Genomic DNA, 20,165 nt, shown 5'->3' with positions numbered 1-20,165 from the left:
ATGATCGCTAACTCTCCGAAAAGTCCCCTCGCGACGGTCAAACAAGCTTATGAAGCTTTCTTGAGACTGGGCGAACTCCACGGGAACGAACGCGATCGCGGGGTGATCGCGATGGCCGACGGACTCAAAGCGAGTTTCGATCGGGTTCTCGAAGCCAATACCCTCGATCTTGAGGTAAGTCGGGAAATGGCGGTTTCCGAACAGATGATCCGCTGGCTGAAACTGACCCCCGAACGTCTGGAAACCACCGTAGAGGTTTTACAGCAACTGGCCAAAGCGTCCGACCCCTTACAACAGGTGATCAACGCCGTCGATCAACTCAACCCCTCGCAAACCTACTGTCAACGGATGCCCCTGGGCGTTATCGCTCTTATCTACGAGGGTTTTCCGGAACTGGGAACCATCGCGGCGGCATTTTGCTTGAAAAGCGGTAATAGTTTAATCGTGAGGGGTTCCAGTTCGTCCAGTCATTCCGACGCGGTAATTATCGAGATTTTACAGGAGGCGTTAGAGCGGGCGGGATTACCGACCGGCTGTGTCAACGGTCTGCCCTGCGATGGCAATCCCTCCCTAGAGGAATTAGTCACCCAGGAACAGTACGTCAACCTGATCGTTCCCTACGGTCGTCCCGGCCTGATCGGTCAGGTGAGTCAGTTGGCCACGGTTCCGGTACTGCGGGCGGCGATGGGAAACTGTTATCTATACTGGTCGCCTAGCGGGGATCTGGAGTTGGCCCGGCAGGTGATTATCGATAGTCACGCCAGTGTACCCGACCCGGTGAACGCGATCGAGAAGGTACTGATCAGCCCGCATCAGAATTCCTCGTCGCTGATCCGCTTGTTTAATAGCTTGCAGGAGAAAGGGTTTAAATTACGGGGGGACGCGGTGCTAACGAACGATTTTCCCGATCACCTGACGCTGGCCAACGATAACGATTGGCATCGGCCCTATTTAGAAAAAATTGTCGCGTTTAAACTGGTGGATAATCTCGGCGACGCGATCGCCTGGATCAATAAGTACAGTAGTGGCCACGCCGATTGTATCGTTACCGAGTCCTATCGCGAGAGCCGTCAGTTCGCGATGGAAACCGATAGCGCGCTACTGTACATCAACTCTTCCCCGCGCTTTTCCCGCAATCCCAAACAGGGAGAATCGGTGTTTCTAGGCGTTTCCAATCAGAAAGGACAGCGCCGGGGGTTAATTAATCTAGAAACCTTTACCACGCTGAAACAGGTGGTACAGGGGTAAAGAGGGGGCGCGCCGGGGTTGACGCGCCGGAGAGTTCACGCGACGAAAGCGAAGTTAGAAGTTGATGAGGTCGTTATAGTATTGGGTGCTAGGTTAGTGACATTGGCGATCGTCTCGATAGTGCCAAACCCATCCGAGGAGTAGAGAAGCTGATTGAGGTCGGTCGCGTAGGCGAAACGAAGAAAAAAGAACTCTGAAGCTATACCTTGAATATTCGCGAGGGAATCAACGACGATGTAGCTGGAATCGTCTTGGGCATTTGCCGCGTCTACGAGGGTCGGGGTCGTGCCGGGGGCGGGAACATCAAGGTAATCCACGCCCCCACGAAACCCGAATACATCTCCTCCCGTACCGTTCGTGAAATCCGTAATTGAATCTTGAAACGTATCGGTGAAAACGAAGGTATCGGAACCACTTCCCCCGGTAAGGATATCGTTTCCCGCGTTTCCCGTGAGGGTATCGTTACCCGCGTTCCCGATTAAAGTATCGACCCGATCGCCGCCGTTGAGGATATCGGCGCCACCCGCGCCTCTAAGCTCGAAAGTATCCGCGGCTTGTATCGTGTAGATAGAGCTTACCGCGCGGTTATCCGCCGCTTTCGTGTTGCTAAAGCCTGGAAAGTTGAGAAGATGAGTGGCGGAACCCGAGATAACCGTGGATGTAATGAAGGTATCCATACCCGTGGGTAGAAAATACTGTTCGCTGAACCCTCCACCGTAAGCGGATAGGGTCGCGGAAGCGACATCTGACTGTCCGACCCCGTTACGGAATCTCCAAGTAGTACCCACCCCGGTAGTTCTTCCCATCGAGGAAAAAATCCGTCTGGTGTCCGCCGGGCCTGAAGTGATAATAGCTGATTGGGGGATGGAGACCGCTAATTTGACATTGGCGAGATCGGTCATATAAGCACCGATGGTTGAAGCGGTCGGGGCGTTAATCGTATAACCCGTGGTGTTACCCGTGAGGCCAAGAGGGGCGGAGATGATAATATTAACCATTTCGATCGTTCCTTGAATAACGTCTTTGCTGAAGGGAAGGCACTAGGTTCTCTGGTGATCCTCTCGTTTTCATTGTAAGATAACAACCGTGATTTCTCCGATCTAGCGGGAAGCCATTGGTCATCAACTTTTCCCTATCCGTAACTATCCGCGAAAATTCGTCCCGCTTTAGGTTTCCGTCTCGTGAGATGTCTTGATAAGGTGGGATTATCAATTCCAAAAACTCGTGAATTTTTTTTAGAATAAATCAACGATCTCTCGACTTAACAAAAAAATCACATTTTCGGTGTTATATAAATCACACCGGAAACTAGGGTGAGAATGACCGAAAGCCAGAAAGCGATCGAACCGATCGGGCCGTAAGAATCGGGCAGAGGAGCGATTAAAAACGCGATCGCGACAATTTGCGAGACGGTTTTGATTTTTCCCCACCAGTTCGCTCCTTGAATGTCAGCGTTTCCTGTTAAATTCGGGTTGACGCGCCAACCGGCGATCGCCAGTTCCCGGCCGAGAATGAGAAACACCCCCCACGCGGGAACGGAACCGATCTCGATCAAGGCGAGAAGGGGCCCGAGGACGAGTAATTTATCCACGAGGGGATCGAGGAACTTGCCGAGTTCGGTAATCTGGTTTAATTTTCGCGCGAGATAACCGTCTAGCCAGTCGGTGCTGGCGGCCGCGAGAAACACCGTCAAACTCAACCATCGATCGATCTCGCTATCCTGATGTAACCAGTAAAGGATCAACGGCAGTCCTAACAGTCTCGAAACGGTGATCCAGTTGGGGATATTCATCGGGGGTCAGAGGAGGCAATAGGCAGGAGGCAGGAGGCAGGAGGGGCGAAAGCTTGTACTCCCACGCGGTACTTTTCTCCTGGAAGGGCGACAGGTTTTCTCTCGTCTGTCCATCCCCCATTGTCAGAGATAGCGGGGCGATCGACAAGAAAAATTCCCCCCCGCGCGTCTGTCCGGGGAATCTGGTGACGCTCGCGAAAATTCTTTAGCCTGAATTTAAGCTGTACTTTCTCCAGGGGAAAATTTCATGACCACCAATGTTTCCGAGAATCTGCCCGAAAAAGCCCCGAATTCACCCTTATGGATCGGTGTCGCGCTGATCGTGCTGGGAATCATCGGGATCGTTCTCCCGAACTTCTCGACGCTGGTAGTGGAAGCGTGGATCGCGTTAATGCTCGTCACCGCGGGAGGGGCGAAATTCGCTTACGCCTTCCAAACGCGCGAGCGCGGGGGCTTTATTTGGAAAATCCTCCTCAGCGTTCTCTACGTGCTGACCGGGGCTCTGCTATTTTTCAACCCTTTCAACGGGATTCTGACGCTAACCCTGTTTTTAGGGGCTTTCCTGCTCACGGAAGGGACGTTCGAGTTAATTCTCGCCTTCCGTCTCCGTCCGGAACATAACTGGACGTGGGCGCTGATTAACGGACTGGTCACGATCGCTATCGGTTTACTGATCTGGTTCCAGTGGCCGTTTAACGCGCCCTGGTTGCTGGGTACGTTTGTCGGCGCGAGTGTACTGGTGACGGGGATCTCGCGGGTGATGATGTCGTTGAACGGTCGATCGATTTCCGGAATGCCCGATCGCGATCCCTCGGCTACCGGGGCATAGTTTTCGGGGACGGGGAGATGGGGGGATGAAAAGTAGTGTTTTCCCTTTTCCCTTTCCCCCTTCCCCTTGTCCCTTTTCCCCTCGATCGCCCGCGCGTTTCAGTAAGATAGAAATGCTCTCTCCGTTTCCGTTGTATGGCTATTATTACCGTCGAGAATCTCAGTAAGATTTATCCCGTCGCCGTCAAACAACCGGGATTACAGGGAACGATCGCGCATTTTTTCCGTCGCGTTTATCGGGAAGTGAAAGCGGTTCTGGAGGTTTCTTTTTCGATCGAGGAGGGGGAAATCGTCGGTTTTCTCGGCCCCAACGGCGCGGGAAAAACCACCACGCTGAAGATGTTGACGGGGTTGATCCATCCTTCTAGCGGTACGGTGCGGGTGGCGGGATACGTTCCCTTCCGTCGTCAGGCGGGTTTTTTAGAGAAAATGAGCCTGATCATGGGGCAGAAACAACAATTGCTATGGGATCTGCCCGCGCTCGATTCCCTGCGTATTAACGCGGCGGTTTATAATATTCCGGAAACGGTGTTCGATCGACGTTTGGACGAACTCGCGGGAATGCTCTCGCTGGGGGAAAAATTAACCCAACCGGTGCGGAAATTATCGTTAGGGGAAAGGATGAAAGCGGAATTACTCGCGGCGCTAATTCATCACCCGCGGGTATTGTTTCTCGATGAACCGACGCTAGGTTTAGACGTGAACGCGCAGGTGGCGGTTCGGGATTTTTTACGCGAGTACAATCAACGCTATCAGGCGACGATTCTGCTCACCAGTCACTATATGGCGGATATTACGGCACTCTGTAAACGGGTGCTGTTGATCCATCAGGGACAATTGATGTATGACGGGGATTTAGAGGAATTATTGGAAAAATTCGCTCCCTGTCGCGAGGTGAAAGTGGAATTCGGACATTCGGTGAGTCGGGATTTATTGGAAGAGTTCGGGGAGATTCAGGCGATCGAGGGGCAGGAAGCCCGTTTTCTCGTCCCGCGGGAAAAGTTAACGGCGACGGTATCGCGAATTCTGGCTAATTTTGAAGTATTAGATCTGAGTGTAAACGACCCACCGATCGAGGAAGTGATCGGACAACTATTCACGCGGGGCGCGGTGAATTAGGAAACGAAACAGGAAAGCGCGAGTTCGGCTATCGGTCGCGACGGAGTGCGGAGGGACATCGTTGAGTATATAGAGATGGTGGCGGGGAAATATTAATCGTTTCCTGTCGGTTTCATTACGATAATTAATTCTCCGGCTCGATCGAGAGGGAAATATTACCGATCGCCCGCGCTAGACGATCGGCAAACAGACAATTAAAACGGCGCTTTCGCCGCTCTAGTAAATTGACTCGAAACGTCCCCGGAGAGGGCGATATTATCCGGATTCAGGAGCATTACCGGCGCGCCGGTTGTTAAATTCATTTTCGAGAGATCGACCCAAACCACGTTGGGAGAGGTGGTGAGTTCAAAGAAATAGCGTTTGTTGGTAAGATCGATCGCCGTGCGGTATTCGGTATTGTAAATCCCGAAACCCTTGTAGGGCGCGCCGAAGGGAACGGAAACATTCCGGGCGACCGCTAGGACACCGGCGATCGCTTCCCGTTGATTTTTGGGTTCCGGTAGTAGCGCTTGGAAATAGGTGGCGCGGACGAAGCGATCGGTCGCGGAAACGTTACCCGGTAGGGGAGTTTGACTACTGGGTTCGGAGAAATCCCATTTTTTCAGGAGGGCTAACTGTTGGTCGTAGGCCGGATCGTTGGTCATGATTCGGTAGTCGCGGCCGTGATGGATCACCGGTTTGCCGTCGATGTACTCGATAATCGCGGAGTCTCCGGTGGCATCCTCGATCGCCAGATGCACGGTCGATTTATGACCGTTGACCTCGACCATGATGGGCTGAATTTTTTGGTGCAGTTCGATCGCTTCTTTAACGGTCGCCGCGTTATCTAAAAGATACTGCGCCCAGAGTCCGGCGTGTACACCGGGTTTACTCGGGTCGCGCGGCCCGAAATCGGTCGCGTTCAGGTACAGCATATGAATTCCCACGCCTTTCTCGTTCACGCCGTCGGCCGTACCGATCCCGTAAACGGTCGTAACGACGCTACCGTATTTCGATGCCCACTTAGCGGGATTCTCCTTCACCACTACCGTAGAGCCGAGCTTGCCGCCGTCACGTTTCATACCCCGCGGGAGTACGGTCAGGATTGGCTCGGTGGATTCGGGCCAGTCCATCGTGCGACCGACCACGACCGCGAGTTTGTTATTATTCCAGAGAATTCGGCTACAGGCGAGAGCGGGCGGTAACGAAACGAAACCTAACAGGGAAGCGGCCAAAGCACCGCGTAAGGCTTGGAACAAGAATTTTTCTTTCATTTTATAACTTCTATCCTGCTTGAGAGGTCGAGCGATCGAATCCGGCTCGATATTGTACATCCTGTTTCCCTTCCGCTATCAGTTAATCGGATTCTGTCGTCGGGGTTCCCGATCGTTAGTATTTTTTCAGATTCTGGCACTTACCGCTCTTTAGGCTCGAATGACCGATCGCCCGTCAATTTAGAATAACGATCGAGCGGATCGTCTATTCCCGAAAAGGGAAAAATTTTCTGGAAACCCGCTCGGACGGATTGGAGCTATATATGAAGAAGACGGTCGATCTCGACTCTATCGATCGATCTGTCCTCGAAAAACGAGATGTTCAAATCATTTTTAGGTTTCTTGGTAACGGGTGCCGCGCTGGGTATCTTTTTTCAATATCTTTTCGCCGATAATTTCGGTAAATCGCCGTTTTTCTCGTTGAATAAAGGCTCTCTCACTCGATCGACCCCCGAGCCTCCCCCATCTACCGATTCCTCCCCCCGGTCTCCTAATGTGGAGTGGATCGGTCGGGATTTAAAAGTATTAGTTCAAAACACTTTTGATACCGCGAGAGAAACCGGCGCGGGCATTGTAGATTTACTCCCGAAAAAAGTCGATAGCGCCGCTCCTTCCCCTTCTCCGACCCCTACTGACGGCCGGGACACTTACGGACAACCCGCGAGCCGATCGTTAGGGAAAGAGAGCGATCCCACCCGATCGCCCGTTTCCCCGTCTCCCGAACCGATCGATACAAAGGTAGCCCCGAAACCGATCGCCAGTCCTCGATCGACCCCGGCCGATCGCCCGATTTCCCGACAGAAACAACCCATCCGGGGCATTTATTTAAGCCGTTATCAAATTACGAATAATGCCGACGAACAAACAATCCGCGAGAGAGTTCGTTTCTATCGCTCGCGAGGGTTTAACACGATCGTTCAAGGGGTGTGGGGGAACGGTTGCACGATGTACGATAGCGAGGTTAGCGCCCGGATTTTAGGCTATCGGAGTTGTCCCAACGAATTTAACGATCGATGGTTAGATTGGTTACTCGACGAGGCACATAAACAGGGAATGCAAGTTCACGCCTACTTCGAGAAAGGAATCAAAATCGATAAAAATAGCCCGATTTACGAGCGGGCGATCGCGCGGAAATGGCTCGTTCCGGGGGTCGATCGAACCTACGCGGGAATCGAGCATTACGTGTTAGATGTGGAAGTACCAGAAATCGCCCGTTTATTTCCCGAGATCGTGGCGGAATTCGTTCGGAAATACCCGACGATCGACGCGGTGCAGTGGGACGATTATTTAGGCTATCACGCGGAACTACCGGGACAGGTCGATCGCACCGAAAAGTTAACCCGATTCGCACGAAAGATGATCGCGTCGATGAAAAAAGCGAATCCTTCTGTATCTTTCGATATTTGCCATCATAATCCTTATTGGGCGAAAAAATATTTTGACGCGGATTGGCAGAAATGGGGGATCGATCGGGTTTTTATTCAAGCCTATAATGACGATAATTATCGGCAGGAACTAGAATACGCCCGACAATACTCGGGAATCGCGATCACCGATCGACAATTACAACATCTACCCGAATTAGTGAAAAACCCGAAGATTAAAAATATTTTTGTCTTCCCCTTTTCCAGTGATCCCGAAAACGTCGCGAACCTCGCCTCTACCAAGTTAAAAACTCCGTGATTGGTCGATGTCAATCTAGGAGATAATGTACGTTAACCTCGCCCGATCGTTAAAATAGAAAATACCGTTGGGCTATCGGTAAAACGGTCGCGGGTTCACAGGTTAGTAATTCCCCGTCCGCGCGTACCTCGTAGGAGGAAGCGATCGGACAACTATTCACACGGGGCGCGGTGAATTAATCGGGATCTATCCGGAAAGGTATCACCATCGCCCCTGTTTCGGTTACTTTCGCGATCGCAGGATCACCTCGATCAGTCCGGTCATGGCCTGCACGCCGAGGACGAGCAGGACAGCGATCGCTAAGATAATGGCCGTCGGCGACTCCGGGCGATCGAGGAGCGAGTTTGTATCGATCGGCACCGCGGGCGCGATCGCGGTCTGGGAAGGTTGGGCTTGAGTGCTAGGCTGTAGATTCATAAAAGATGTCCTCGAATTCGTTATCTCTATCGTCGAACGCGTATCCTTTGAATCCGGCTCAAAACTGGCTCTTTTTCTAGTGCGAACTGTCGGTGAGATAGAATTGAGCTATTGACCGAGCTAAGGGTTTTCGGGAGATCGCACCTATGGCGGCGAGTGTTAAGGCTTCAAAAGCGGGTTTAGAAACAATAGAGAGAGCTAGAAAACAAAAAAGGTGGAAAGCGCAGGAAGAAGCTTGGTATCAGTTGGCCAATACGACGCTGGCAACCCTGAAGCGATTTCGATCGGGCGAGCCGATTTTAGCGAAGACGTTTAAGGATCTGTGTAAGGTTGTTGGCATTGACGATTGGGAAAGCCTTGTAGAAACGGACAATTCTCCGCCCGCGACCCCGTACCACCCCGGCGCGGCATTTGACGGCAGAATCTGGGTCGATCGCCCGATCGAGACCGATATCCTGCTCGATGCCCTGCGTGGCGATCGCCGGATCGTGGCGATTTCGGGAATTTCGGGGATTGGCAAGACGGCGCTGGCGGAACGGGCGATCGCTACCCTCGCCGATCATCGTCAATTTTGCCGTCTGAATCTCGATCGGGGCGACATTAAGGCCCAATTTTCCAACAGTGGAGCGGAACTATTGCGATCGCTGGGGGAAGAAGTGACGATCGAAGACCAAAAATCCGACGATAACCTGCGCCGGCATTTACTCGAAACCCTGCGCGATCGCCCCCTGCGGGTACAGATCGACTCGCTGGAGCGACTGCTAACCGAGGAAAGGGAAGAAGAATGGAGCGAATTCGCCGATCCGCAGTGGCTGAGGTTGTTCGACGATATTCTGGCGGGCGGGAGCGAAGCGGTGGCGGAGCCACATCGCCTTCAGAGCCAGATCGTGCTAACCGGTCAGGAGATTCCCGCGGGATTAGAAACCGTAGCCTCGCGCTATCCGGCACGATGGCACGCCCAAGAATTGCGCGGCCTCGACGAAGCCCAACAGTTAGCCCTCTTCGCTAAAGTCGGTATAATCCCCCCGGATCAATTAAAAGTCCCCCTTTTTAAGGGGGATTTAGGGGGATCGCCCCAAACTCCAACCGAAAACCCAAAAGTCACCCTTTTTAAGGGGGATTTAGGGGGATCTCCCTCCAGTGAAAATTCCGGGGGATCTGCCCTCGATTTCCTCAAACGCGTCGGCAAGATCTACCGCGGTCATCCCCTCGTCCTACGGGTCATCGCCGAGGATATCAAATCCATTTGCGCCCAACCCTGCGATTTTGAAGCTTTAGAAGTCGCGATCGCCCGTTACTGGCAGGTGGAGAAATTCGAGACGCTAGAGGCGGGCCATCCGGCGAAATTAACGCGCCGTAAACTGCAAACCGATGTCAGGGAACGGATTAAGGCTTCCCTGCTACGGCTACCGAAAGATAGCTTGGAATTGCTCCGTCGGGTGTCGGTGTTCCGGCGATCGGTGCCGGAGCGCTTTTGGTTGGCGCTATTGCCGGACTGCGCGGAGTCGGCGCTAAACGTCCTGAAAGCTCGATCGCTGGCCGAGGAGGTGTGGGAAGTCGGGGAATGGTACGGCGCGGACGGAGAGATCCCGCTACGACAGCACAATCTAATCCGCAACGTGGCGAACGAGATGTTACGGCAGGATAGGGCGACGTGGCGCGCCGCGGAACGCCAAGCGGCGGCGCTATGGCTGGAGGACTACGAACCCGTCGCGGACGCACCGAATTTGGAGACGGTGCGGGGGTATTTGGAGGCGTTTTATCACTACTGCGATGCCGAGGATTGGGACGAAGCGAGCGAACTATTTAATCAGCCCATAGGCGAGTCCGGCCATATATTATCTTGGCAGTTGGATATTTGGGGACACTATCCACAGGAAATCGACCTCTGCCAGCGAATTTTGGGCAAGGCGGGGAAGAAAATAGATATCATCTGCTGGACAGGGATCGGTAACGCCTACCTCTGCCTCGGCAATTACTCGAAATGTATCGATGCTCACGAAAACAGCCTGAAACTCGCGAGGGAAATCAGCGAGCGTCGGGGGGAGGGCAGTGCCTTGGGCAATCTAGGAGTTGCTTACGCCAATTTAGGGCAGAGCGAGCGGGCGATCGATTTCTACTCGCAACAGCTAGTTATCGATAAGAAAATCGGCCATCGCAGGGGGGAAGGCAGAGCCTTGGGCAATCTAGGAATTGCTTACAAGAAATTAGGACTGATCGAGTGGGCGATCGACTTCTACCGGAAATCTTTAGCCATTGCGAGGGAAATCGGTGATCGCAGGGGGGAAGGCGACGCTTTGGGCAATTTGGGAAACGCTTACGCGGATTTAGGGCAGATCGAGACAGCGATCGACTTCTACCGGCAAAATTTAGTTATTACGAGAGAAATCGGAGATCGCCGGGGGGAAGCCCTCGTCCTGTGCAATCAAGCTGGTGAAGAAATTAAACTAAAAAAACACGACGAAGCCCTAGCCCACTTAGAAGCCTCCCTCGCCATTTTTCAAAACATCAAATTTCCCGCTGGAGAAGCCCTAGCCCTCAAAAACCTCGCCACCCTCTACCACCAAACCCACCAACCCGATCGCGCCCGCGACTACTGCCGGCAAGCCCTCCAACTCGCCACCGATCTCGGCATCCCTCTCGCCGCCGACTGTCGAGCGCTACTATCAGAAATTGAAGGGGGAAACGGGGATGCCCAAGAAAATTAGAGAACTCAAAAGCCTACTGAAAAAAGCCGGATTTACCGAAAAGCCCGCCAAAGGCAGTCACGGCAAATGGACGCATCCCAAGCTCGCGCAATCCATCATTATCGCCGGAAAAGATGGAAGTGATGCCAAACCCTATCTAGAGCGACAGGTAGAAGAAGCCCTAAAAAAACTCAGAAATATCAATAGCGAGGAAAACGAACCGTGAAATATACCATCGTTATTCAATGGTCGAAAGAGGACGAATGTTTTGTCGTCTTCCTGCCCGAATTCGAGGAAGTCATGCAACCCGTCACCCACGGCAAAACCTACGAAGAAGCCTTTCATAACGCCCAAGAAGTCCTAGATCTGCTCGTCGAATCGGCGCGAGAAAACGGCGAACCTCTTCCCCTCCTCAAACCCCTCTTTAACGTAGCCTGAACCCGATCATCCCCTCGCCACCGACTGTCGAGGGCTACTATCAGAAATAACCTCAGACCCCCCATAAAATCCCAATTCCCCCCTTTTGAAGGGGGGTTAGGGGGGATCACATCCCCAGACACCCCACAAAACCCCAATTCCCCCCTTTTGAAGGGGGGTTAGGGGGGATCACCTGTAGCCTCACCACCAATCCCCATGAATCGCCCCCACCTCAACACCACCGACTTCCACCTCCCCTACAACCCCGCCCTCATCCCCAGAGCCAAAGAACTCCGAAAAAACGCCACCCCCGCCGAGAAAAAACTTTGGGAACGTTACCTCAAAACCTTTCCCTATCGAGTCCTGCGCCAACGACCGATCGACAACTTTATCGTTGACTTCTATTGCTTTCCTCTCAAACTCGTCATCGAAATAGACGGCGACAGCCACTTCACCGATCGAGGACTCGCCTACGATCGCGAAAGAACCGCCATCCTAGAAAGCTACGGACTCCGAGTTATTCGGTTTACCAATGCCCAAATCTTTCAGGAATTTGAAGGAGTTTGCGATCGTTTGAATCGGGAGATCCCCCCTAACCCCCCTTCAAAAGGGGGGGATTAGATTGCTAGTTGGACTTATTTAATTCAAAAAAGAAATCTTATGGCATAAATAAAAGTCCATTACGAGCCTGAAACCGAATTTTTAACTGTTGAATCGGGAGATCCCCCCTAACCTCCCTTCAAAAGGGGGGAATTAGATTGCTAGTTGGACTTATTCGATTCAAAACAGAAATCCGATGGCACAAAGAAAAGTCTATTACGAGCCTGAAACCGAACTTTTAACTGTATTCTGGCAACCTCCCAGAGAAAACCAAATTTGTACCGAACTCGATAACGGCGTAATGCTCATTAAAGACTCGGCTACAGACGAGCCGATCGGCGTAGAAATTTTGTCCTATCGTCGGGGCGATAACCGTTTAGATAGTGTGAGCGTAGAAATGGGGCAAATAAGTTCTATTAACGTAAGTTGCTAGTTATAAATCCTAGACGGCCGATCCCCCTCAATCCCCCTTATTAAGGGGGACTTTCCCTCATTTCCCCCCCTTTTTAAGGGGGGTTAGGGGGGATCGCAACGAGAGTTTAGAGTGCGAGACTTGTAACTAGCAACTTGGGTTAAAATAGAAAATACCGTTGGGCCATCGGTAAAACGGTCGCGGGTTCACAGGTGAGTAATTCCCCGTCCGCGCGTACCTCGTAGGTTTCCGGATCGACCTCGATGCGGGGTAGCGCGTCGTTGAGTTTCATACTCGCTTTGCTGATATTCCGGGTGTTGTAGACCGCGACGGGGATTTTCTGGAGTTTCAGGCGATCGGGAACGCCCGCCTTCATAGCAGATTTCGATAAAAATGTCAAGGAAGTCGCTCCGATCGCCCCCCCGAACGCGGCGAACATCGGACGCGGATAGACCGGTTGCGGGGTAGGAATACTGGCGTTCGCGTCGCCCATCTGCGCCCACGCGATCATTCCCCCTTTCACCACGATTTCCGGTTTCACGCCGAAAAACGCGGGTTTCCAGAGAACGAGATCGGCTAATTTCCCCGGTTCTATCGAACCCACATGATCGGAAATTCCGTGCGTGATCGCCGGATTAATCGTGTATTTGGCGACGTAGCGTTTCGCTCGTAAATTATCGTTCTCTCCCGTTTCCCCGCTTAATTTCCCTCGCTGTACCCGCATTTTGTGCGCGGTCTGCCAGGTACGGATAATCACTTCCCCCACCCGTCCCATCGCCTGAGAATCGGAGGAAATAATACTGAACGCGCCGAGATCGTGGAGGATATCCTCTGCGGCGATCGTTTCCCGACGGATACGGGATTCCGCGAAAGCCACATCTTCCGGGATACCTCGATCGAGGTGATGACAGACCATCAACATATCGAGGTGTTCTTCGAGGGTATTAATCGTGTAAGGGCGCGTGGGATTGGTAGACGAGGGTAAAACGTTCGATTCGCCGCAAACTTTAATAATATCGGGCGCGTGGCCCCCACCCGCGCCCTCGGTGTGATAGGTGTGAATGACGCGGTTTTTAAAAGCGGCGATCGTCGTTTCCACGAAACCGGCCTCGTTTAACGTATCGGTGTGGATAGCGACCTGAACATCGTACTTATCGGCGACGGTTAAACAGGTATCGATCGCCGCGGGAGTGGTTCCCCAGTCTTCATGTAGCTTTAAGCCGATCGCCCCCGCTTTCACCTGTTCCGCTAACCCTTCCGGCCAAGAACTATTCCCCTTGCCCAAAAATCCTAAATTCATCGGAAAAGCGTCGGCGGACTGCAACATCCGGTAGATATTCCACTCGCCGGGGGTACAGGTGGTCGCGTTGGTTCCCGTCGCGGGGCCGGTTCCTCCCCCGATCATCGTCGTGATCCCGGAGGCGATCGCCGTCTCGATCTGTTGCGGGCAGATAAAGTGAATATGGGTATCGATCCCCCCCGCGGTGAGGATCATGCCTTCCCCGGCCAGCGCCTCGGTCGAGGGACCGATAATAATGTCGATATTGTCCTGAATGTGGGGATTTCCCGCCTTACCGATTTTATAGATCCGCCCGTCTTTAATGCCCACGTCGGCTTTCACGATGCCCCACCAATCGAGAATCAGCGCGTTGGTGATCACCAGATCCACCGCGCCATCCTCGCGGGAAATCGGCGATTGTCCCATACCATCGCGGATCACCTTACCGCCGCCGAATTTTACCTCGTCCCCGTAGGTGGTGAAATCGCGTTCGACCTCGATGAAGAGTTCCGTGTCGGCGAGACGAACTTTATCGCCGGTGGTGGGGCCGTAGGTTTCCGCGTAGGTGCGTCGATCGATGCGATAACTCATGGAAATTGCCGTGAAGAGAGATCCAGGTTCATTATACGGCGTTTTTCCAGCGGGGAATCGATCGAGAATCGAGAGGGGATGTTCTCGATCGATTAGCACCTTCCGGCGATCGAGACCGGTAAGGCGGATAGTTTCGATAACTTCAAGCGTTTTTTCGTTAATTTTTGTCGATCGATTCTCTACAGTTTTCCCTCCCCGGAATACGCGCAGAACTGGATATCGATCGGTCTGCCATCGGGTACGCTACCGACTTTCACTTTAAATTTCCCCGATCGATTGCCCGTCCAGTATTGATTCTCGTTATCGGGAAAGGTTTGGATAACCTTTAAAGATCTCCCGTCGGGAGCGATCACCGAATAGTCGTGAGAGGTGGTTTGTTTAATAATTAATTGCTGTTCTTTCGCCAAATTTAAAACGAAATTATCTCCCACTTTCACCCGTCCGCTATAGGAACCGCAGTGACTGCCCCGCGGGAATTGAATCGAGATCTCTCTCGCGTAACCGGGAGCGGCGAAGATCGTGCCTAGTAAAATAAAAGGTAAAATCGGAAATATTTTTTTCATGTTCGTGTCTATTGAGCTAATCATCCCGCGCTGGAAAGAATCCCGATAAAATCTTTAAAGTAAACCTCGGGTTTTTCTCACAAACGGATTATACCCTGTAACGCACTCTATAGAGAATATCGCTCGCGACGGTCTTGATAAAGTCCTTTCATTGGTTCGTCAGTTTTTTCGAGATAACTTTAATGGTAGCGCTCGTAATTAGCGATCGAACCACGCTCTAGGAATTTCATAAGATTCCTGGTTATCGTCGCTCACGATCATTTCGGAAAAGATCTCTCAAAACAGTCGGAACAACCTCGCCCGAGATCGGGATATGATCTAGATAAACCGAGTTCCCGTACACTCATGGTAGCGAACCCTAGTTTTATCCCCCTGACTCCCGACGAGTACCTAGAAATAGAAGAAAAAGCGGACATCAAACACGAATATATCGAGGGAGAAATTTACGCGATGGCGGGGGCGAACGATACCCACGTCACGATCACCGGCAATCTTTTCGCCTCTCTCTTGAGCCATTTACGGGGTTCCGGGTGTCGGGTGTATATCGCCGATATGAAAGCGCGAATCGAGCGACGGAATCGATTTTTCTATCCCGACGTGATGGTGACTTGTGACCCGAGAGATCGAGAAACCGATACTTATAAACGTTTTCCCTGTTTAATCGTCGAAGTTCTCTCCGATTCTACCGAGGGGTTTGACAGGGGCGATAAATTTAGCGACTATCAAACGCTAGAAACTTTACAGGAATACGTTCTCGTGAATACAAAACACCGGCGGATCGATTGTTTCCGACGCGAGCGCGACGGGATCTGGTTATTCCAATCCTACGACGACGAACGGGGAACCTTTGAACTCAAAAGCGTGGGGTACACGGGATCGATCGATTCCCTCTACGAGAACGCGACCCTAGATCCCGGTACTAACGCGGCTTTGGCGATCCCTTAGCCTCCTCCTTCGGTTTCACCTTGAAATAAGCTTCCATCACCTGACGGACCATCGGCGCGGCCACTTTTCCCCCACCCCCTCCGGAATGCTCGGCGAAGGCGACAACGACGATCTCCGGCTTATCGAAGGGCGCGAAGGCTCCGAACCAAGCGTGAGCTTTCCCCGGCGGGGCTTCCGCGGTGCCACTTTTCCCGGCTACCGGGGGCAGGTGCGGCACGGAGAGCGCTTTTCCGGTTCCCTCGGCAACCACCGCCCGTAATCCGGCCCGAAGGGTATTCAGTGTGGCGGGTTTCAGGTTCATCGATTCTCGCCATTGACTCGCTTCTCCCTCCCGGATGAGATGCGGTTTGACGCGATAACCCCCGTTGGCGGGAACCGCGAACATCACGGCGACTTGGAGGGGAGTGGCGAGGGTGAATCCCTGACCGATCGACATATTGATCGTATCCCCCACCGTCCAGGGCCAATTGGTGAAATTCTTCAATTTCCAATCGTTATCGGCGATCAATCCCTTGGTTTCTTCCGGTAGGTCGATGCCCGTCTTCCGTCCGAAACCGTAGCGACGCGCCATCGCGATCAGGGCCGGGCCGCCCACCCCGCGCCCGATCTGTCCGTGGAAGGTGTTACTACTCATCGCCAGCGCCCGAATATAACCGATCGGGCCGAAACCGGCGTGATTCCATTCCCCGAAAGCCGTTCCCCCGACGTGGAGAGCGGGGCCGGTCTGTAGGATCGTGTTCGGGGGGAATTTGCCCGATTCCAAGCCCGCGGTATCGGTCACGACTTTAAAGGTCGAGGCGGGCGGGAATCCCCGCAGGGAGCGGTTAATAAACGGGTTGCCCTCCGCCTGTAATTTCTTCCAGGTGTCGAGGGTGATGGGCGCGGAGAAAACGTTCGGATCGAAGCTGGGATAGCTAACCATCGCCCGAACCGCGCCATCGCGGGGATCGATCGCCACGATCGCCCCTTTCTGTTTCCCTAGCGCGGCTTCGGCGGCTTTCTGGAGTTCGAGATCGAGAGTCAGGGTAACATCCGCTCCGGGTTTCGCCTCTTTCTGTCCGAGAATCTTTAATACTTTGCCCGATCCGTTCACTTCTAACTGTAATCCGCCCCATTCTCCCCGCAACTGTGATTCATGGGTCGCTTCCACGCCCATTTTACCGATCACGTCGCCGAGGCGATACCCTTGCAGGCGTTTTTCCTTATATTCTTCCGGGGTGAGTTCTCCCGTATAGCCGAGGACGTGCGCGCCGGTTTTACCGTTGGGGTAGTAGCGCGCCGATTCCACGTCCACCTCGATCCCCGTCAGTTCGTCTTTAAATTCCTCTAGGGCGATAATTTGCGCCGGAGTCAGACTACGGGCGATCCGGACAAGGGTGGAAGGATTCTCGTCGGCCTCGTTAATACGTTTTTCGAGTTCGGCTTTAGGGATATTGAGAATACTGGAGAGGCGATCGAGATTGAGAACCTGATTCGGGTTCCGCTGGGATTTCGGCCAGATGTAGGCCGCGTGGGTGAGGCGCGCCGTGGCGAGAACCTTGCCGTTTCGATCGAACAGATTCCCCCGTACCGGCGGTTTCGGGATAATCCGGATACGGTTATTCTCCGCCCGTTCCCGGTTCGCTTTTCCCTCGTACAGTTGCAGGTAGGCGAGACGCGAACCCACCCCCCCCAGTAAAACCGTAGCGATCGACCCCAAGATCAGCCAGGATTGAAAATTCCGGCCCACCGTCCTCTCGTTCTCTCTCCACGGGTTGCCGGGTTTCCTCGACGGCGAGGGGGACGGTTTCGGACGGGGTAGCTTGGCTTTCGGTCGGGATAGGATTCCGCTGTGACGCATGGTTTAATCCAAATACTAAGATAAAGAGCGATCGCCCCTGGGAAAATGGACTCTTTCAGTATAGGCGACGGACAATTATCTTAATATTTTGTAATATTTTTTTCCCCATTCGGGGGTATAGAGGCAGGAGGGAAGGGTGTAGGGGAAAGGGAAAAGAGGCAGGAGGCAGGAGGCAAGAGGTAGGAGAATAGGGTCAAGGTTCCGTCTCCGAGGGTCAATATTCCGCCTCCGAGGGTCAAGGTTCCGTCTCCGAGGGTCAACATTCCGCCTCCGAGGTCAATCGATTCAAAGTGGTCTTTTCCCCTTCCCCTTTTCCCCTTCCCCTTTTCCCGAAAATCTCCCGACACCCGACACCCGACACCCCATCTCCCCATCCCCTCGCTTGTCAATTCTCGAAATTAAGTTTTATAATGAGGGTGTAATCACCAAGGGGCCGTAACGGTTTCGACAGGTTAGCGAAAGCTCCCCCGTGATGCAGGCCGAGAGTGAGTCGTCTCTCGTAAATCCAAGGCTCGAAAAAAACGTAAATGCGAACAACATCGTTCCTTTCGCTCGTAAAGCCGCTCCTGTAGCCGCCTAATCGTCTCTTATAGACTCGAGCATTCATCGTTTGACTCCGTTAAGAGCGATGGATAAACCCCAACGGATGCTTCGGTTAGCATTCTCTGGTTAGCTGACCGACTAAGACTAAATCAGAGCATCCCACTATCCGGGATAAGTGGTAGTCCCCGTTTCGAGGGTCATCGAAACTAAGCCTGTGAACGATCGGACAGTGAATACCTAATTTGGACAGCAGTTCGACTCTGCTCGGCTCCATTGCAACCCTCGGGGATCGAAACGAAGTGCCTGCCGCTTTTCTCCTGCATGAAGAAACGGAAACGGTCTGGGAAATCCCTACCGGCAAAACCCGCGTTTATTTGGGGAAACGGAATCAGAAGATCAAGATCGATCTCGATTTCTCCGAACTGCCCGACTCGTCGATTATTTCCCGCGTTCACGCGATCGTCCATATCGAGAGAGATGGATTCTATCTGGAAGACGTGGGGAGTCTGAACGGAACCTCGATTAACGGGGAACTTTTGCCCGAGGGACGGATCAGGCTTCACAGCGGCGATCGAATCACTTTCGGCAGTTATCAACAGATCAATCTACTGTTCGAGATCGAGTCTGCCGAGGAAACGCTGTATCACTTTCAATCCCTAGCCGACGAATGAAGCATTTTTCCTCCCGTATGGAGACGGTGCAAACGCCGATTATTCCCGTGGTCGGTCAGTTAATCCGCGAAAATCCGGGTACGATCTCGTTAGGACAGGGTGTGGTGTTTTATCCTCCCCCGATCGGGGCGATCGAGGCGATTTCCTCGTTTCTCGCCGATCCGGAGAATCATAAATATAAAGCGGTGCGCGGCATTCCCCCGTTAGTGGAAGCGATCGCCACCAAACTCGATCGGGATAGCGGGGTGAAAATCGGTGACGAGAGAACGATCGTCGTCACCGCGGGGGGAAATATGGCGTTTATGAACGCGCTCCTCGCGATCGCGTCCGCGGGCGATGAAATTATCCTCAATACTCCCTATTATTTCAATCACGAGATGGCCATAAAAATGGCCGATTGTCAAGCGGTTCTCGTGGCGACGGACGAGAATTTTCAGTTACGTCCGGAGGCGATCGAGGCGGCGATCACCGAAAAAACGCGGGCGATCGTCACCATTTCGCCGAATAATCCTACCGGCGCGGTATATCCGGAAAGCGCGTTACGGGAGGTAAATCGCGTTTGTCGGGAGAGGGGAATCTATCATATTCACGATGAGGCTTACGAGTATTTTACCTATAACGGGGTTCGGCATTTTTCTCCCTGTTCGATCGAGGGAAGTGATTCCTATACGATTTCCCTGTTTAGTCTTTCTAAAGCCTACGGTTTCGCGAGTTGGCGGATCGGCTATATGGTTCTTCCGAAAGCGCTGTTAGAGGCGGTTAATAAGATTCAGGACACGATTTTAATCTGTCCGCCGGTGATCTCTCAATACGGGGCGATCGGCGCGTTAGAGGTGGGAAAAAGCTACCCGGTAGAGAAACTAGAAACGATCGATCGGGTGCGGGAAATCTGTTTACAGTCGTTGGAGTCGGTACGGGATATCTGTTCGATCGCTCCCGCGGACGGCGCGTTTTATTTTTTCCTAAAAATTCGGAGATCGATCGACGATTTCGAGTTAGTGAAAAAGTTAATCGAGGAGTATCGGGTGGCGTTATTACCCGGTTCGACTTTCGGCATGGATACGGGTTGTTATTTGCGGTTAGCTTACGGCGCGCTACAACCAGAAACCGCGGCCGAGGGAGTGGAGAGATTGGTGAGGGGCTTGAGGGCGATCGAAGTATTTTCGTAGGGTGGACACGCTTCGCTAATCCACTAAAATACATCTTTTAAGACATCAATATTCCTTGAAAAAAATCGCTCGATCGAGGGAATTTATACGGTTGTCCTCGCGCGATTC

At 52.7% G+C, this 20,165-nt stretch carries 19 protein-coding genes and 1 other RNA gene; 13 read left to right on the top strand and 7 right to left on the bottom strand.

From position 1 onward, the window contains the following. Positions 1–1,248, top strand: a complete 1,248-nt coding sequence (locus V0288_RS01815) for a glutamate-5-semialdehyde dehydrogenase (RefSeq protein ID WP_332863294.1) — start codon at positions 1–3, stop codon at positions 1,246–1,248. Between the two features lie 35 nt (positions 1,249–1,283). Here the strand turns inward: V0288_RS01815 and V0288_RS01810 are convergent, their stop codons facing one another. Both V0288_RS01810 and pgsA read right to left on the bottom strand, forming a co-directional pair. Further along, positions 1,284–2,246, bottom strand: coding sequence for a calcium-binding protein (locus V0288_RS01810; protein ID WP_332863293.1), 963 nt, complete (start codon positions 2,244–2,246; stop codon positions 1,284–1,286). A 275-nt stretch (positions 2,247–2,521) separates the two neighbouring features. Continuing rightward, positions 2,522–3,040 carry a CDP-diacylglycerol--glycerol-3-phosphate 3-phosphatidyltransferase gene (gene pgsA / locus V0288_RS01805; protein ID WP_332863292.1) on the bottom strand — a complete coding sequence of 173 codons (519 nt, stop codon included), beginning with the start codon at positions 3,038–3,040 and terminating at the stop codon, positions 2,522–2,524. 247 nt (positions 3,041–3,287) lie between these two features. Between pgsA and V0288_RS01800 the strand changes: the two genes are divergently transcribed. Both V0288_RS01800 and V0288_RS01795 read left to right on the top strand, forming a co-directional pair. Further along, a complete protein-coding gene (locus tag V0288_RS01800) occupies positions 3,288–3,869 on the top strand; it encodes an HdeD family acid-resistance protein (RefSeq protein WP_332863291.1) in 582 nt (193 codons plus the stop codon). Between the two features lie 134 nt (positions 3,870–4,003). Beyond that, on the top strand, positions 4,004–4,987 hold the full coding sequence (locus V0288_RS01795) for an ABC transporter ATP-binding protein (protein ID WP_332863290.1): 984 nt from the start codon (positions 4,004–4,006) through the stop codon (positions 4,985–4,987). A gap of 194 nt (positions 4,988–5,181) precedes the next feature. Here V0288_RS01795 and V0288_RS01790 read toward each other — a convergent pair whose 3' ends face one another. Then, positions 5,182–6,300: a linear amide C-N hydrolase gene (locus V0288_RS01790; protein ID WP_332863289.1), complete on the bottom strand. Its 1,119-nt coding sequence runs from the start codon at positions 6,298–6,300 to the stop codon at positions 5,182–5,184. Positions 6,301–6,558: 258 nt separating this feature from the next. On the opposite strand from V0288_RS01790, the gene V0288_RS01785 reads away from it, so the two are divergent. Then, on the top strand, positions 6,559–7,923 hold the full coding sequence (locus V0288_RS01785) for a family 10 glycosylhydrolase (RefSeq protein ID WP_332863288.1): 1,365 nt from the start codon (positions 6,559–6,561) through the stop codon (positions 7,921–7,923). A gap of 222 nt (positions 7,924–8,145) precedes the next feature. Here V0288_RS01785 and V0288_RS01780 read toward each other — a convergent pair whose 3' ends face one another. After that, positions 8,146–8,340 carry a hypothetical protein gene (locus V0288_RS01780; RefSeq protein ID WP_332863287.1) on the bottom strand — a complete coding sequence of 65 codons (195 nt, stop codon included), beginning with the start codon at positions 8,338–8,340 and terminating at the stop codon, positions 8,146–8,148. A 146-nt stretch (positions 8,341–8,486) separates the two neighbouring features. Here V0288_RS01780 and V0288_RS01775 point away from each other — a divergent pair, with 146 nt between their 5' ends. The 5 genes from V0288_RS01775 (at position 8,487) to V0288_RS25035 (ending at position 12,477) form a co-directional block, all read left to right on the top strand. Then, on the top strand, positions 8,487–11,048 hold the full coding sequence (locus V0288_RS01775) for a tetratricopeptide repeat protein (RefSeq protein WP_332863286.1): 2,562 nt from the start codon (positions 8,487–8,489) through the stop codon (positions 11,046–11,048). Then, positions 11,032–11,253: a type II toxin-antitoxin system HicA family toxin gene (locus tag V0288_RS01770; RefSeq protein WP_332863285.1), complete on the top strand. Its 222-nt coding sequence runs from the start codon at positions 11,032–11,034 to the stop codon at positions 11,251–11,253. Before V0288_RS01775 ends, V0288_RS01770 begins: the two co-directional genes overlap by 17 nt. Then, positions 11,250–11,465, top strand: coding sequence for a type II toxin-antitoxin system HicB family antitoxin (locus V0288_RS01765; RefSeq protein ID WP_332863284.1), 216 nt, complete (start codon positions 11,250–11,252; stop codon positions 11,463–11,465). The genes V0288_RS01770 and V0288_RS01765 overlap by 4 nt, the downstream gene beginning before the upstream one ends. Positions 11,466–11,660: 195 nt before the next feature. Continuing rightward, on the top strand, positions 11,661–12,065 hold the full coding sequence (locus V0288_RS01760) for an endonuclease domain-containing protein (RefSeq protein ID WP_332863283.1): 405 nt from the start codon (positions 11,661–11,663) through the stop codon (positions 12,063–12,065). A gap of 175 nt (positions 12,066–12,240) precedes the next feature. Continuing rightward, entirely contained in the window at positions 12,241–12,477 is a 237-nt protein-coding gene (locus V0288_RS25035; RefSeq protein ID WP_422661864.1) for a hypothetical protein, read from the top strand. Between the two features lie 139 nt (positions 12,478–12,616). Here the strand turns inward: V0288_RS25035 and ureC are convergent, their stop codons facing one another. Continuing rightward, positions 12,617–14,326: an urease subunit alpha gene (gene ureC / locus V0288_RS01755; protein ID WP_332863369.1), complete on the bottom strand. Its 1,710-nt coding sequence runs from the start codon at positions 14,324–14,326 to the stop codon at positions 12,617–12,619. A gap of 179 nt (positions 14,327–14,505) precedes the next feature. Then, a complete protein-coding gene (locus tag V0288_RS01750) occupies positions 14,506–14,889 on the bottom strand; it encodes a hypothetical protein (RefSeq protein ID WP_332863282.1) in 384 nt (127 codons plus the stop codon). 345 nt (positions 14,890–15,234) lie between these two features. Here V0288_RS01750 and V0288_RS01745 point away from each other — a divergent pair, with 345 nt between their 5' ends. Further along, positions 15,235–15,834, top strand: a complete 600-nt coding sequence (locus V0288_RS01745) for a Uma2 family endonuclease (protein WP_332863281.1) — start codon at positions 15,235–15,237, stop codon at positions 15,832–15,834. Here the strand turns inward: V0288_RS01745 and mrdA are convergent. Then, the gene (mrdA, locus tag V0288_RS01740) at positions 15,809–17,674 is read right to left on the bottom strand and encodes a penicillin-binding protein 2 (protein ID WP_332863280.1); all 1,866 of its coding nucleotides are present in this window, start codon (positions 17,672–17,674) and stop codon (positions 15,809–15,811) included. The genes V0288_RS01745 and mrdA overlap by 26 nt on opposite strands. A 429-nt stretch (positions 17,675–18,103) precedes the next feature. Between mrdA and ssrA the strand changes: the two genes are divergently transcribed. The 3 genes from ssrA (at position 18,104) to V0288_RS01725 (ending at position 20,057) form a co-directional block, all read left to right on the top strand. Further along, positions 18,104–18,493, top strand: a transfer-messenger RNA (tmRNA) gene (gene ssrA, locus V0288_RS01735). A 23-nt stretch (positions 18,494–18,516) separates the two neighbouring features. After that, positions 18,517–18,888, top strand: a complete 372-nt coding sequence (locus V0288_RS01730; protein WP_332863279.1) for an FHA domain-containing protein — start codon at positions 18,517–18,519, stop codon at positions 18,886–18,888. Further along, entirely contained in the window at positions 18,885–20,057 is a 1,173-nt protein-coding gene (locus V0288_RS01725) for a pyridoxal phosphate-dependent aminotransferase (RefSeq protein WP_332863278.1), read from the top strand. Before V0288_RS01730 ends, V0288_RS01725 begins: the two co-directional genes overlap by 4 nt. Positions 20,058–20,165 lie beyond the last annotated feature (108 nt).

The sequence above is a fragment of the Pannus brasiliensis CCIBt3594 genome, assembly GCF_036688125.1.
GTDB classification, from domain to species: domain Bacteria; phylum Cyanobacteriota; class Cyanobacteriia; order Cyanobacteriales; family Microcystaceae; genus Pannus; species Pannus brasiliensis.
This window is presented reverse-complemented; position numbering and strand designations above follow the sequence as displayed.

Bases quoted from the DNA above. Each gene is read 5' to 3' on its own strand.
- mrdA (WP_332863280.1), bottom strand. From the start codon at position 17,674: ATGCGTCACAGCGGAATCCTATCCCGACCGAAAGCCAAGCTACCCCGT.
- pgsA (WP_332863292.1), bottom strand. From the start codon at position 3,040: ATGAATATCCCCAACTGGATCACCGTTTCGAGACTGTTAGGACTGCCG.
- ureC (WP_332863369.1), bottom strand. From the start codon at position 14,326: ATGAGTTATCGCATCGATCGACGCACCTACGCGGAAACCTACGGCCCC.
- V0288_RS25035 (WP_422661864.1), top strand. From the start codon at position 12,241: ATGGCACAAAGAAAAGTCTATTACGAGCCTGAAACCGAACTTTTAACT.
- V0288_RS01815 (WP_332863294.1), top strand. From the start codon at position 1: ATGATCGCTAACTCTCCGAAAAGTCCCCTCGCGACGGTCAAACAAGCT.
- V0288_RS01795 (WP_332863290.1), top strand. From the start codon at position 4,004: ATGGCTATTATTACCGTCGAGAATCTCAGTAAGATTTATCCCGTCGCC.
- V0288_RS01810 (WP_332863293.1), bottom strand. From the start codon at position 2,246: ATGGTTAATATTATCATCTCCGCCCCTCTTGGCCTCACGGGTAACACC.
- V0288_RS01785 (WP_332863288.1), top strand. From the start codon at position 6,559: ATGTTCAAATCATTTTTAGGTTTCTTGGTAACGGGTGCCGCGCTGGGT.
- V0288_RS01800 (WP_332863291.1), top strand. From the start codon at position 3,288: ATGACCACCAATGTTTCCGAGAATCTGCCCGAAAAAGCCCCGAATTCA.
- V0288_RS01775 (WP_332863286.1), top strand. From the start codon at position 8,487: ATGGCGGCGAGTGTTAAGGCTTCAAAAGCGGGTTTAGAAACAATAGAG.
- V0288_RS01745 (WP_332863281.1), top strand. From the start codon at position 15,235: ATGGTAGCGAACCCTAGTTTTATCCCCCTGACTCCCGACGAGTACCTA.
- V0288_RS01725 (WP_332863278.1), top strand. From the start codon at position 18,885: ATGAAGCATTTTTCCTCCCGTATGGAGACGGTGCAAACGCCGATTATT.
- V0288_RS01780 (WP_332863287.1), bottom strand. From the start codon at position 8,340: ATGAATCTACAGCCTAGCACTCAAGCCCAACCTTCCCAGACCGCGATC.
- V0288_RS01770 (WP_332863285.1), top strand. From the start codon at position 11,032: ATGCCCAAGAAAATTAGAGAACTCAAAAGCCTACTGAAAAAAGCCGGA.
- V0288_RS01750 (WP_332863282.1), bottom strand. From the start codon at position 14,889: ATGAAAAAAATATTTCCGATTTTACCTTTTATTTTACTAGGCACGATC.
- V0288_RS01760 (WP_332863283.1), top strand. From the start codon at position 11,661: ATGAATCGCCCCCACCTCAACACCACCGACTTCCACCTCCCCTACAAC.
- V0288_RS01790 (WP_332863289.1), bottom strand. From the start codon at position 6,300: ATGTACAATATCGAGCCGGATTCGATCGCTCGACCTCTCAAGCAGGAT.